This window comes from Marinomonas phycocola (assembly GCF_047525455.1).
Classification (GTDB): Bacteria; Pseudomonadota; Gammaproteobacteria; order Pseudomonadales; family Marinomonadaceae; genus Marinomonas.
Genome location: NZ_JBLIXL010000015.1, coordinates 25,264 through 38,183, shown reverse-complemented (window position 1 = coordinate 38,183; position 12,920 = coordinate 25,264). Strand labels below are relative to the sequence as shown.

Below are 12,920 nucleotides of genomic sequence, written 5' to 3'. Positions count from 1 at the left end.
TGAGTATAAAAAGAAAACCTAATAATTGGAGCTTAATTATTAGGTTTCGTTCAGGTCTGATTGTAGGAGGGGTTAGCTCTTGGTTAAATCTCTTACAAAGATTTTTGAGTTACGCTGGTAGTTATACAAGGTCTTTTTCTGAGACGGTAATGCATTAACATCGCCTTCTACAAAACCTCGTTCAATAAACCAATGAGCTGTGCGGGTGGTCAATAAGAAAAGGCGGGTTAAGCCTTGACGACGGGCTTCCTTTTCGATGCCTTTAAGCAGCCGCTCTCCTCGATTTTCCCCTCTATACGCTGGATTTACCGCGAGGCAAGCGAGTTCTGCTGTTCGTTCTGTTTCAAATGGGTAGAGCGCGGCACAGGCAACAATGGCACCGTCTCTTTCTATAATAAGAAAACGTTCGATTTCATTTTCTAATAATTCACGAGAGCGTCGAACTAAGACTCCTTTGTCTTCCAGTGGGGCCAGCAACGCCATCATGCCGCCGACATCATCAATGTTTGCGGATCGCAGTTGTTCGTAGCTGTCTTCATCAATCATGGTGCCAGCTCCTTCACGGGTGAAAAGCTCTCTGATTAAGCCACCATTCTCATTGTAAGAAATAAGGTGTGCTCTAGGAATGCCACCTCTAACGGCATCGACACAGGCCTTTAATGCGGATTTTGTGGCATTCTGATCGTCCATTTTCTCCACAATGTACTGAGCGTCCCGTGCCAGTATCTCAGACAGGAGCTGGCCTTCACTGCTAAGAATGCCTTCTTCTTCATTAAACATAATGAGCTTGTCAGCACGTAATTGGATCGCTGCTTGAGTCGCAACGTCTTCGCCTTTTAAGTTAAAGACTTCTCCAGTAGGGGAGAAGCCAAGGTGAGGGAGAAGCACCATGTTATTATCTTTAAGGAGGCGGAAAATGGCATCTCGATCAATGCGTCTGACTTCCCCTGAATGGCCGAAATCAATGCCATCGACGATGCCTAATGGGCGTGCAATGACGTAATTACCACTGCACACTTTTAGCCGAGCACCAGCCATTGGTGTGTTAGCCAACCCCATGGAAAGCTGAGCTTCTATCTGCACCCTGACTCCTGCGGATGCCTGAATAATGTCTAATAAATGATCATGAGGGGTGACTCTGAAACCGCAATGGATATCAGAATCAAGATGACGATTTTGTAAAATGCGTTCTATTTGAGGGCGAGCACCCTGAACTAAGACTAAGCGCACTCCAAGAGAGTCCATTAATGCTAAGTCACTAATAATATTAGGAAATAAAGGGCTTTCTACCGCTTCGCCTGGAATGAAAATCACAAAGGTTTTGTTCCTGTGAGAATTAATATACGGCGATGAATGACGGAACCAGTCAACGTAATTTAAATCGTTATGTGCTTCTTCCCTCATTAGAGTAGGTCTCCTTTTGTTTGAGGAATGCTTGGCTGAAAAATACTTGTTTGAGAAAGCGACTGGAGAGGTTTGCTTTCTTCGAGACAATAATAGCCGATCAAGGATTCAATGATGTGTGCCATTGGGCGAATCTGATCCAGTGCCATAAATTCGTTTGGCTGGTGGGCTTGGTCAATGGAACCGGGGCCTAAAATGAGTGTTTGCATACCCATTTGATTTAAAAAAGGGCCCTCTGTGGCAAACGCAACAGTTTCGGCTTGTTTGCTGGTGAGCTTTTCACAGGCTCGGATAATGTCAGAATTAATGGGTGTTGAAAAAGAAGGAACATCAGGAAACAAACTGTTAATTTGAATGTGTGTGCCTGTTTTCGCTTCAATGGCTGGCAGTAATTTGGATATTTCATCCATTAACGATTGATTGCTCATACCAGGTAACGCACGAACATCAAAGTCAATTTCGCAACGGCCACATATGCGGTTCGGGTTATCGCCACCATGGAGACAGCCAAAATTCATCGTTGGGTAATCGATGACAAAGTTTGCATCGTTAAAACGTGCTCTTAATGTCTTTCGATAATTCATGAGTTCACCCATCACATCATGCATGGCATCTAATGCATTATTTCCTAAAGCTGGGTTGGAGGAGTGGCCACTTTGTCCAGTGACTCGAATTCGTTCCATCATGATGCCTTTATGGGCGTGAATTGGAGTGAGTTTGGTTGGTTCTCCAATAAGCGCATAACGTGCTTTTAACGTTCCTTGCTCGGCCAGTGCCCGAGCGCCCGCCATGGAGCTTTCCTCATCAGCGGTGGCCAGAATAATTAACGGTTGTCTGAGGTTTTGTAAATCCATCTTAGAAACTGTATCAATGACGATGGCAAAAAAACCTTTCATATCACAGGAGCCTAAACCAAAAAGCTTGTTGTCTCTTTCTTCTAGAGTAAAGGGGTCAGACTGCCACTTTCCTTGATCGTAAGGGACGGTATCGGTATGCCCAGATAAAACAAGCCCACCGTCACCGTCACCAAGGGTGGCCACCAAATTAAATTTATTAGGCTGATTTGGCAAAGGGAGCATCTCACAGCGGAACCCCAGCTCAGATAACCAAGATGCTAGCAGAGTGATCACACCCTCATTAGATTGATCCCATTCGGCTTGGCTACAACTGATGGATGGGCTGGCAATTAGCTGTGTCATCATACTGATCAAAGACGGACATTTTTGCATGGTTTTCTCCTCGTTATGTTTATTTTGCCTTAATTAACAGCGAAAGCCATCGATTCTGATACACTTTGCGAATTATTTTTTGATTGTCTCGATACGGTTTTTTAGAGGAACTTTTATGGCAACTGAGCTCGAGTTAAAACTCATGCTTCATCCTACCTGTTTAGATCAGGCCGTGCGTTATTTAGATGCATTTTGTTCTCAAGAAGGTCGGGGTGTTCGTCAGCCTACCATGCAATTGATGAACGCATATTACGATACATCAGAGGGCTTATTGATGTCTTCGGGCATTGCTTTGAGAGTCCGATCCGTCAATCAAAGGCACATTCAAACACTGAAAACCCGGGGTGTGAGCCGTGTAGGTATGCATGCTCGTGGTGAGTGGGAATGGGACGTTCCCCATGATGCGCTCGATTTTACGCTAATTACAGCGGATATGTTGCCAAGTAATTTAAAGCAAGTACCATGGCAGTCAAACGTGGACATTGTGTATCGAACCGACTTTGAGCGACACGTCTGGTTAATCAACAGCCCGAATGCAGTCATTGAAGCGGTTTGTGATCGGGGGGACGTGGTATCGCCTTATGGTAAAGATGACATTTGTGAAATTGAGTTTGAACTAAAGCAAGGGCTGGAAAAAGATCTGTATGAGATGGCTTTATTAATGGCGCATACCGTCCCGTTACAAGTCTGTACTGTGAGTAAGGCGCAAAGAGGCGTTCGATTAAAAAATCCTATTATTGAATTGCCTGACATCCTTCCTGAGTCGGCTTCCAATACTGAGCAAAGTGTCTATTGGTATGAAGTCTGGTTAACATATTGGGAGGCCATGATCCATAGAAAAGAAGATGCATTGTTTAACGAAGTAAAGCACGCATTGCAGTCGTTGAAATGTCTTGTGTCGAATGACTTTTCTCAAGAAATAGAGTCATTACTGGATGTAATAGATTCGACAACTGAAGACGATTCGCCTTTATATCAACAGTTGCCTTTGCAAATCCAAATGGGCGTCTGTATGTTAAAAATAGGGCACTGGCTTAATTCACAGCAATAAATCATAAATGGGTTGAGGCGCTTATGACCAAGATAATGGATGCACTTTCAGGCGATGATTCTAATAAAGTGATGACAAAAAATAATAACCCTTATTTGATCGCGTATGCGAAAGAAAAAGGGGACGCAAAGCGCTTAAGTGAATTGCAAGACCGCTATGAAATGCATAATTTACCGTCTTTAGCAGACGCGGTTTGGGAAGACATTAATGGCGTTATTTGTGTTAGTGACTATGTGTATACACAATTGTTACGTCATCCTAAATGGATCATTAATCTGATTAGTATTACACCCGAAACGTTGCCTACACCTTCCGTTGCTGACATTCTTATTTCTTTAGACAACCCGTTAGAAATGGATGAAAAAGCGCTTATGTCTCGCCTAAGATTGGTTAGACAGTATTGTATGGTTTGCCTAATTTTTTTAGATATTCGTCAAGTCATTGGCTTGAAGTCGCTAACGAATTATCTAACATTACTCGCGGATGCGTGCGTCAATGCCAGCATTAAATGGATCGAGCAGTATTATTCGACACTCTATGGAAGAGCAATTGACTCAAATGGTAAAGACCTTTCTTTGATTGTTGTTGGCATGGGGAAATTGGGGGGAGGAGAGCTTAATCTGTCTTCTGATATCGATTTGATCTTTGCTTTTCGTGAGCATGGTGACACTCAAGGAGGAAAAAAGTCCCTTTCTCATCAAGAGTATTTTACGAAAATTGGTCAAAAATTGATTCAACATTTAGATGTGGTGAACGCCGATGGTTTTGTGTTCCGTGTGGACATGCGTTTACGGCCTTTTGGTCAAAGTGGCGCTTTGGTTCTCAACTTAGATTCGTTGGAAAACTACTATCAAGATCAGGGTCGAGACTGGGAACGTTATGCCATGATTAAGGCCCGTGTGATGGCAGGAACCCCACAAGACGTGACGGCCTTTGAGCAGTTACGACGCCCTTTTGTTTTTCGGAAATACTTAGATTTTTCGGCCATCTCTGCGTTGCGCGATTTAAAAAATATGATCGAAAAGGAAGTTCAGCGAAAAGGTATTGAACACAATATTAAGCTGGGTGAAGGCGGGATTAGGGAGATTGAGTTTATTGTGCAAGCGATTCAAATATTGCACGGAGGTCGAGACACGTGTTTGCAAGCCCAATCTTTGTATCAAGTACTGCCTTATCTCTCCCAGCAGGAATATCTAGAAACAGCTCAAACCGATGCATTATGGAAGGCATATTCGTTATTTCGCCGAGTAGAGCATGGGTTACAAAGCATCCGAGATGAGCAGACACAACTGTTACCAACAGAAGACAATGAAAGAGCCTTACTGGCTGCAATGTTGGGTTTTGACGCATGGTCGTCACTTGATACATTGCTTTGGCAACAAAGAAAGTGGGTGCATGCGGAGTTTGAAAAACTCATTGCAGAAGAGCAAGAAACGAATCATGCCTTGCCACATTTAGAATCATGGCGCGTTTTGTTTAAAAACGAGGCGTCTAGAGAAGCTATTGAAGAGTTGGTTGATGGTATTGAGTGGAAAAATACAGAAACAAGTGTGCTACAAATACAGCGCTTCGTGGCCTCACGGGGCGTGGTATTTATGCAGCCTATCGGACAAGAACGGCTTGCCACTTTTTTTGCTAGTTTTGCTCTGAAACTGATAGAAGAAAATAACCCTGATCTCGTGCTAGAGCGTGTTTTACTTATCCTGGAGGCGGTATTACGTCGTACATCGTATTTGGTTTTATTATGCGAAAACCCAACGGCGATTACTCATTTGATTCGTTTATGTCGAGAAAGTGTTTGGTTCTCCGAAGCCATTTCAAGCACTCCAATGCTATTGGATGAACTGTTGGATGCGCAAACATTATTCTCTCCTCCTAATAAAGCATCCATGGAAGCCGAGTTAAGACAAACTTTGCTTCGCCTACCGGAAGAAGATGAAGAAGCAAAAATGGATGCGATGAGGCGTTTTAGACATTCTCTCATCTTACGTATTGCGGCGTGTGATATAACGGATGTATTGCCTTTAATGAAAGTGAGCGATCACTTAACTTGGTTGGCCGAGATTCTTTTAGAGCAAGTATTACAACAGGCATGGCATTACCTAACGCAACGACATGGCTACCCAACCGATGAACAAGGTAACCCTGTTTATACGCCTCAATTGGTGATTGTTGGATATGGTAAATCGGGTGGCTGGGAACTGGGTTATGATTCGGACCTTGATCTTGTTTTCTTACACAACTCGAATCACACATTGTCTACCAACGGCAATCGTAGTGTTGATAACCTTACGTTTTATACTCGACTTGGTCAGAGAATTATTCACTTATTGACCAGTTATACAGCCAGTGGTCGTTTGTATGAAGTGGATATGAGGCTCAGGCCATCCGGTAATTCTGGGTTGTTGGTGTCCAGTTTAATCGCCTTTCGTGAATATCAGGCAAACGAAGCATGGGTCTGGGAACATCAAGCGTTAACAAGAGCAAGGCCACTTGCAGGAAGCCAAGAGCTTGTTGCTCAGTTTAATAAGGTGCGGTCGGATACCTTATCCAAATCACGTCAATCTACAGAACTAAAAGCAGAAGTGGTTAAAATGCGTGAAAAAATGAGAGCGCATTTAGACACGAGTAAAAAAAATTTAGAGTTCGATATTAAGCAGGGTAAGGGTGGTATTATTGATATTGAATTTTTGGTTCAATATTTAGTGCTTTTGCATTCTCATACTCATTCAGAGTTGGTTGTGTTCTCAGATAATATTCGTCAACTTGAAGAGGCGGCAAAGGTTGGGGTGATTTCTCAAGAAAATGCTGAGCAACTGGCGGAAAGTTACAAACTGTATCGCGCTTATGTCCATCGATTAACCTTGCAAAAACAAGGACGCGTTGTGCCTAAAGAGGCTTTGTTGGCCAATCAGCAAACCATATCTGCTTTGTGGGATGATTTTGTTGAGTCGCCTACATTATAGAAATAATGAAAAATCGTTAATGATCTGTCATTCTAGGCCGATAGCGTTGTGCAATATTTTTATTGTTGATATCAATAAGGAGAATGACTATGTCCGCAATCAGTGGTGCATCCTCGTCATATGGGACTGAAGTGTTAAGTGCAAGATTAGCACAATCAGCGCAAAAGCAAGAAGGTCAAGCTGCGTTAAAACTGCTAGAGAGTGCGGGAGCAACGGCTCCTGCGAAATCAACGGTTCCTCAAGGTAACCTGGGTAATTCTATAAACGTCCACGTTTAAATTGCGTTTGCTACTGATGAGAAGCCAGAATTGAAAAGCCAGATAAAAATGATTTTTATCTGGCTTTTTTTATGTTTTGTATGTTCTTTGAGAAAAATGCAACGTAAAACCGGATGGGTTAAATATGGTTTAAGCCAACGCCTTTTATTAACGCGATTAACATGCGACCGCTTTTTTCTCGGTGTTGATGATGAATTAAACGTGCTTTTTCCGAATTTCTGTTTTCGATTGCACTGATCACATCAAGATGATCTTTATTTGAATTCGTTGGTTTAGGTCGCATTTTTAAAGTCAACATGCGAAACCTATGTGACTGCTCAATAAAATTACTGACCAAAGACTGTAGTCGGTTGTTGTCAGCAAATTCGACTAAATAGCGATGAAATTGCTCGTCTGCCTGCGCCCACTCTGTCAAATTATCTTGGTCTAATGTTTTATTCATTGTATCAACAGCGTCATGCATTAAAGACAACTGTTCTTTTGTTAAGCCTTTTGTTGCACATAATGCTGCTGCAGTGGATTCTAAACCGGTAAGGATTTCATAGATTTCTTGCATGTCATCGATAGAAATAGGCTTAACGCGCATTCCATGGCGAGGTTTCAGTTCTATTAACCCCTCGCTTGCAAGCTGCAACATGGCTTCTCTAGTAGGCGTTCTGCTCATATTAAGAAGAACCGACACCTCGGCTTCTGTCATTTGTTGACTGGAGTGGAGTTCGTTATCAAGAATTTTGCGTTTAAGTTCTCGATAGGCTTTGTCTGCTAAAGATACTTTTGTTTTCACCGCTTTTAATGCCATGGAATGTTTTTTATCCTTAATCGTATTTATCGGGTCTTTATGCGTTGTTCCAAGGAAGAGGATTTGTAGATTAAATCTTCTATTTTTATATTCCTCATATAATCTTGAGCGCAATTATGAAGTTCAGACTGATGTAAAATATGTTCAACGACATGTTGTTGCAAATTATACACACAATCACCGCCAAAGTTTAAGGTTGTGAAAGCGTATTCATGTGGGATCCACTGAGCTTCACCCGTTTTTCGGGTGGATATAATACCATTCCCTTCAAGTTTAAGGGATCCTTTACTTCCCTCTATGTGCATTTCGCCCATGGTTAAACGCATATTTTCGGCAGCGTGATCGGCTAAGCGGTTGCCATCAAAGATGCCTCGAATATTATTATTGAATTGGAATAAAACGATGCCTGCATCTTCTCCTTTAATTGCTGGGTTTAATTGTTGTAAATCAGCATAAACAGAATCAACTTCGCCCAGTAAATAGCGGAAAACATCCACCCAATGAATGCCGGTTTCATGAATGAGAAAACGTTCCATATCACGAAAATAAGGCTGTCTTGCTAAATAGGCGTCTTGGCCTTGGCCATCTCCTGGTCGTAAACGAAAGGTCAGATTGTATAAATTACCTAACTGTTCACTTAGGAGGATTTTCTTAATTTCTTGATACCAAGGTTGGAAGCGAAAATTTTCGTGGATAATAACCGTCGCATTTTTCTCTTGGATAAGCTGAGTGAGTGTTTCAGCTTCTTCTAAAGAGGTTGTGAAAGGCTTTTGGCAAATACAAGGAATGCCTCGTTCTATCGATGCGGTTACGTAATTCACATGCGTGTGTGGTGGTGTAATGATGTCTACTAAATCTGGCTTTACTTCATCTAGCATTTGAATAAAGTCAGTATAAATAGCAGGAATGGCATGTTCTTGAGCAACAGAGGAAGCGACTGTGGCGCTACGATTGCATAGTGCCACTAATTCTACTTCTTGTATACGTGCCCAAGCATTGTAATGGAATTGGCTAAAATAGCCGGTTCCCACTGTCGCCACTCGAAGTTTTTTTTGCACGTTTACCACCCCCGTCGTTTATTTTTGAAGCTGAGCCATGACTGCTGTTGTGATGGCGTCAGTACCGGCAGATCCACCTAATTCATAAGGGATTAAGTCACCCGCTATAAAGGCATTGTCAACCGCTTCACGAATGAAGTTCGCAGCTGTTGAGCACGCTGGTAGATTATGAGTTTGATCTAACCAATCTAACATCATTGCAGAAGATAGGAACATCGCGGTAGGGTTTGCTTTGCCTTCGCCTACAATGTCAGGAGCACTACCGTGGCATGGTTGGAACACAGCATGTTCATTGCCAATGTCTGCTGATGGTGCCATACCCATGCCGCCCATCAATGCGGCACCTAGGTCTGAAAGGATATCACCAAACATATTCTCTGTTACTAACACGTCAAAATGCCATGGATGACGTACTAAGTTCAATGCCATTGCATCAACATAGCTGTGATCCGCTGTGATGTTTGTATTCAATGCGGCTTGTTCATCAAACACTTTGCGGAAAAAAGCGAAGGATTGGAAAACGTTTGCTTTGTCTACGCAGGTTACTTTACCTTCGCTGCCGTTTTGCTTTCTATGAGACGCAAGTTTAAACGCAAAATCAAATAAACGTTCAGAAACAGCACGCGTAATAACCATGGTGTCTTTTGCAACAGAGTCGTTTTCTACTGTTCCTTTACCGTGAGACGCGAACAACCCTTCTGTTGACTCACGGATAAGCACTAAATCAATGTCTTTTGCTTTTTCGCTTGCAAGCGGTAAATCCAAACCCGGTACTAAGCGTACTGGGCGCACACCTGCATAAAGACCCAACTCCATACGAAGATCAATTTGCGGTGATACTTCGGTGCCGTCAGGGTAACGAACAGCAGGTAGCCCCATACAAGATAATAAAATTGCATCCGCTTCTTTTGCGACTTTCTTAGAGGTCGCAGGGAAAGATTCACCCGTATCTCTATAAAGTGCTGCACCTGCTGGGACATCTGTAAAGTTAAGTTTAACTCCATCTGCTTTTTCACACGCTGCGTTCAGCAATTCTAAACACGGTGGTGTGATCTCTGGACCAATGCCATCACCTGAAAACACCGCAATATCAAATGTTTTTAACGTAGAGCTCATTTTTTATTCTCCGATTTATAAATTGGGCGCTGAAGGCCCTGTGAAATGCCAATGACTAGGCGCAAGGCCCGCATTATCTTGAGATAGCGTTGCTACTTGATGACCTAATAAACAGCCTAGATATAAGGTTTTATGATCGTCCCCACCAAAGGCGAGACTGGAAATGTTTTGCAATACTTGGCTTTTAACATTGTCTAAATGAGGTCTACCCATTGAATGTGTTAGGAAGGCATCTTCAACCCAAGTAAGGTGATCTGTGTCCACATCAATGAGCATGGTTTCTTGTGTTTTCCCATCAGCAGAGACTTTAATAACTTGGTTGCTGACAATACTGGTGATCCAGAAAGAATTCTCTTGATCAAATACCAATCCATCTGGGTAAATGCCCCTACCAAAGGTTGCAATGGTGGTTTTGTCTGTTAGATCGCCATTTTCTAAGACCGTGAAACGGCTTAAACGGCGAGAAAAGGTTTCATTTACATAAAGAAAGCGACCATCAGGGGACACAATGCATTCGTTGGTATAGCCAAGGTTATCCGCCACAATTTTTGCTGTACCGTTCTCCCATAAAATAATAAAGCCATCTTGTATGTTAGAGCGGTAAGCGTCCGCTCTGGGTTTCGTCCTAGTGCTTACGGTTATCCAAATGCGGCCTTGGAAGTCAAGGTGAACATAATTGGTTGGAGGAAGAGGGTCGCCATCAAGTTCAATGAGAAATGTCGTTAAAAGACCATCAGGGGCTAAGCGGTATACGCCGCCGTCTTTGTTTCCTAAATGCGCGATTAAGAAGTCACCATTTTCTAATAAACAGATTCCGTTTGGTTTTAATTCGAAATCCGTTGTCTGTGCCAAAATAGAAAATTGTTGACCGTTCTTCTCAATAATAGACACGCCTCCATCCCAATTAGAGCAGTAAATACGGCCATTGGATGTGGTTAATACGCACTCTGGACGACGTAAATTGTCGCCAAGGAAGCGAATTTGGTCTAGTTTGAACATTCGTAAACCCCTTTTATTTTTGTAATATTCATTGGCAATTACAATAACGACTTTTAAAACTTATTGCAAAATAAATTTATTAATGTATACATTATATGGTTTGTTCAATAGAATAGGTTACCTCACTTAGTGAGAATAAAAACAAAAAAAGTGGAGAATACAGATGAAGAAGATTGTGACAGCCTTAGTTTCTGGTGTTTTAGCGGTAAGTTTAACAACCAGCGTTATGGCAAAAGACCGTTATCCTGAAAGGGATATCACAAACGTTGTTGTATGGTCTGCAGGTGGCGGTACAGATGTAATTAATAGAATGATTTCATCTGAAATGGCGCCTTTCTTAGATGTAAATATCAACGTAACTAACCGCCCTGGCGGTGTGGCTGGTTCATTGGGTATGAGCTATGTTCATAAAATCAAAGCCGATGGGTACACTTTAGTAGGTCTATCTGAATCCGTGGTTGCCTCTGCTGTTCAAGGTGGTTGGAACCAACGTATGGACGTTTGGTATCCATTTATTGTTGGAGGTTCACCTGATCTTATCTCGGTTGCTGCAAACTCGAAGTACAATACACTTGAAGATTTGATTAAGGATGTGAAAGCAAACCCTAAATCAGTGAAAGCAAGTGCTGGTGGCGCGGGTTCTATACATCATTTGAATCTTCTTGCTGTTGCTAATGGCACCAATACAGAGTTTAACTACATTCCGTATCCTGGTTCTGCACCAGCCCAAACGGCCGTGCTAACAGGTGAAGTGGATCTGGTTATCACGTCTTTGGCCGAGCAACAACAGCTCATTAAAGGTGGTCAGTTGAAACCTTTGGCAATGTTAGTTAAAAACGCACAAGCACTAGAAGGTGTGGGTGTTATTCCATCTGCGTTTGAGACATTCCCTGCGTTGACTAAACATTTGCCAATCATGCAAGCAATTGGTTTTGCGGTCAGACAAGATGCTCCTGATTCTGTGAAAGCAAAATTAACGAACGCGTTTAATCGTGCGATTTCAGGTCCTAAATTGCAAGCTTGGGCAAAAGACAATTATTACGTTCTTTCAGGCCTATCTGGACAAGAAGCAAGTAATGAATTTGCGTTCCTAGAATCTTTGTTCTCTTGGACATTGAAAGATTTAGGTTCTGTAAAAGTTGATCCAACTGCTTTAGGTATTCCAAAGCCATCTGAACTGTAATTCAAAAAGCGTATAGTAGGGAAAAGATGTACTTGTCTTTTCCCTACTTTGCTTGTCTCGATTGAAAGCAAAATTCACACTGGGGGATCTATGCTACCTGAACAACTCATGACATTACGCCGTGCAGATCTAAAAACCTCGATAGTCTTGATTGTTCTATCGTCTCTCATGATTATTGAAAGTTTTAACTTCCCTCTTTCGGACAGTTACGCTGGAGTAACGAATGCTTGGTACGTGTCTCCTGCATTATTTCCAATATTGATTGCCATCATTCTGCTGTTGTGTGGCATCGTACTTTTTCTAAAAGCTTTGGTTTTTGTTAAAGCTAATGCTGGAACGACCCCTGCAAGAGAAAGCGCCGAAAGTTGGGGACGTTTTGTATTATTAGTGTCGTTAATTGCTGGGCAGGTATATGGCTGGGTTCCTATTGTAGATTTTGCGCTAGCGGCTTTTATTTTCTTGTTTTTATTCATATTTTCTTTTTATGCAGACAGTGTTCTTATTCAGAAAAAGACCTTGGTGTTGTGGTCAACTTTGTCCATCATTTTCATCATTATTTCTCAGATTTTCACCCCCAGTGAAGAGGGTCGTTTTCTTCTAGATTGGGTGGTTGTGCTCGTGATCGGTGTGATTCTCTTTATGAGTAAGCGCTGGGCGAATCAAACGGATACAAACAAAGCATGGCGTTCAAGTTGGAAGGCTGCGTTGATTGTGACTGTTATTGTTTGTCCTGTATTTCGACTTGGTATGTTAGTGCCTTTGCCAACTGAAGGGTTGGTTATTGAAAAAATGGTAGATGCGAAATACGTCATTCGAGATATGTGGAGAGGTAAATAA

The 12,920-nt window shown here is 42.2% G+C and carries 11 protein-coding genes; 5 read left to right on the top strand and 6 right to left on the bottom strand.

What is annotated here, in order from left to right; translation table 11 throughout:
• Positions 1-72: 72 nt before the first annotated feature.
• Both argA and argE read right to left on the bottom strand, forming a co-directional pair.
• A complete protein-coding gene (gene argA / locus ACMUMJ_RS11595) occupies positions 73-1,404 on the bottom strand; it encodes an amino-acid N-acetyltransferase (protein ID WP_414679004.1) in 1,332 nt (443 codons plus the stop codon).
• Positions 1,404-2,633 (bottom strand): acetylornithine deacetylase, encoded by a 1,230-nt coding sequence (argE, locus tag ACMUMJ_RS11590; RefSeq protein WP_414679003.1) that lies wholly within the window; start codon positions 2,631-2,633, stop codon positions 1,404-1,406. The genes argA and argE overlap by 1 nt, the downstream gene beginning before the upstream one ends.
• Positions 2,634-2,748: 115 nt before the next feature.
• On the opposite strand from argE, the gene ACMUMJ_RS11585 reads away from it, so the two are divergent.
• The 3 genes from ACMUMJ_RS11585 to ACMUMJ_RS11575 all read left to right on the top strand — a co-directional run bounded on the left by ACMUMJ_RS11585 (position 2,749) and on the right by ACMUMJ_RS11575 (position 6,928).
• Positions 2,749-3,684: a CYTH domain-containing protein gene (locus ACMUMJ_RS11585; protein WP_414679001.1), complete on the top strand. Its 936-nt coding sequence runs from the start codon at positions 2,749-2,751 to the stop codon at positions 3,682-3,684.
• Positions 3,685-3,707: 23 nt separating this feature from the next.
• Positions 3,708-6,650 carry a bifunctional [glutamate--ammonia ligase]-adenylyl-L-tyrosine phosphorylase/[glutamate--ammonia-ligase] adenylyltransferase gene (gene glnE / locus ACMUMJ_RS11580; RefSeq protein ID WP_414679000.1) on the top strand — a complete coding sequence of 981 codons (2,943 nt, stop codon included), beginning with the start codon at positions 3,708-3,710 and terminating at the stop codon, positions 6,648-6,650.
• 89 nt (positions 6,651-6,739) lie between these two features.
• The gene (locus ACMUMJ_RS11575; RefSeq protein WP_414678999.1) at positions 6,740-6,928 is read left to right on the top strand and encodes a hypothetical protein; all 189 of its coding nucleotides are present in this window, start codon (positions 6,740-6,742) and stop codon (positions 6,926-6,928) included.
• A 118-nt stretch (positions 6,929-7,046) separates the two neighbouring features.
• Here the strand turns inward: ACMUMJ_RS11575 and ACMUMJ_RS11570 are convergent, their stop codons facing one another.
• The 4 genes from ACMUMJ_RS11570 to ACMUMJ_RS11555 are packed head-to-tail and all read right to left on the bottom strand — an operon-like array spanning position 7,047 to position 10,900.
• The gene (locus tag ACMUMJ_RS11570) at positions 7,047-7,727 is read right to left on the bottom strand and encodes a GntR family transcriptional regulator (protein ID WP_414678998.1); all 681 of its coding nucleotides are present in this window, start codon (positions 7,725-7,727) and stop codon (positions 7,047-7,049) included.
• A gap of 26 nt (positions 7,728-7,753) precedes the next feature.
• Positions 7,754-8,785: a Gfo/Idh/MocA family protein gene (locus ACMUMJ_RS11565; protein WP_414678997.1), complete on the bottom strand. Its 1,032-nt coding sequence runs from the start codon at positions 8,783-8,785 to the stop codon at positions 7,754-7,756.
• An 18-nt stretch (positions 8,786-8,803) separates the two neighbouring features.
• The gene (locus ACMUMJ_RS11560) at positions 8,804-9,901 is read right to left on the bottom strand and encodes an isocitrate/isopropylmalate dehydrogenase family protein (RefSeq protein WP_414678996.1); all 1,098 of its coding nucleotides are present in this window, start codon (positions 9,899-9,901) and stop codon (positions 8,804-8,806) included.
• Positions 9,902-9,916: 15 nt separating this feature from the next.
• Positions 9,917-10,900 (bottom strand): SMP-30/gluconolactonase/LRE family protein, encoded by a 984-nt coding sequence (locus ACMUMJ_RS11555; RefSeq protein ID WP_414678995.1) that lies wholly within the window; start codon positions 10,898-10,900, stop codon positions 9,917-9,919.
• Between the two features lie 163 nt (positions 10,901-11,063).
• Between ACMUMJ_RS11555 and ACMUMJ_RS11550 the strand changes: the two genes are divergently transcribed.
• Entirely contained in the window at positions 11,064-12,083 is a 1,020-nt protein-coding gene (locus ACMUMJ_RS11550) for a tripartite tricarboxylate transporter substrate binding protein (RefSeq protein WP_414678994.1), read from the top strand.
• Positions 12,084-12,173: 90 nt separating this feature from the next.
• Positions 12,174-12,920: a tripartite tricarboxylate transporter TctB family protein gene (locus ACMUMJ_RS11545; RefSeq protein WP_414678993.1), complete on the top strand. Its 747-nt coding sequence runs from the start codon at positions 12,174-12,176 to the stop codon at positions 12,918-12,920.

Excerpts from the sequence above, each read along its gene's own strand:
- argA (WP_414679004.1), bottom strand. The coding sequence starts at position 1,404 with ATGAGGGAAGAAGCACATAACGATTTAAATTACGTTGACTGGTTCCGT.
- argE (WP_414679003.1), bottom strand. The coding sequence starts at position 2,633 with ATGCAAAAATGTCCGTCTTTGATCAGTATGATGACACAGCTAATTGCC.
- ACMUMJ_RS11585 (WP_414679001.1), top strand. The coding sequence starts at position 2,749 with ATGGCAACTGAGCTCGAGTTAAAACTCATGCTTCATCCTACCTGTTTA.
- glnE (WP_414679000.1), top strand. The coding sequence starts at position 3,708 with ATGACCAAGATAATGGATGCACTTTCAGGCGATGATTCTAATAAAGTG.
- ACMUMJ_RS11575 (WP_414678999.1), top strand. The coding sequence starts at position 6,740 with ATGTCCGCAATCAGTGGTGCATCCTCGTCATATGGGACTGAAGTGTTA.
- ACMUMJ_RS11570 (WP_414678998.1), bottom strand. The coding sequence starts at position 7,727 with ATGGCATTAAAAGCGGTGAAAACAAAAGTATCTTTAGCAGACAAAGCC.
- ACMUMJ_RS11560 (WP_414678996.1), bottom strand. The coding sequence starts at position 9,901 with ATGAGCTCTACGTTAAAAACATTTGATATTGCGGTGTTTTCAGGTGAT.
- ACMUMJ_RS11555 (WP_414678995.1), bottom strand. The coding sequence starts at position 10,900 with ATGTTCAAACTAGACCAAATTCGCTTCCTTGGCGACAATTTACGTCGT.
- ACMUMJ_RS11550 (WP_414678994.1), top strand. The coding sequence starts at position 11,064 with ATGAAGAAGATTGTGACAGCCTTAGTTTCTGGTGTTTTAGCGGTAAGT.
- ACMUMJ_RS11545 (WP_414678993.1), top strand. The coding sequence starts at position 12,174 with ATGCTACCTGAACAACTCATGACATTACGCCGTGCAGATCTAAAAACC.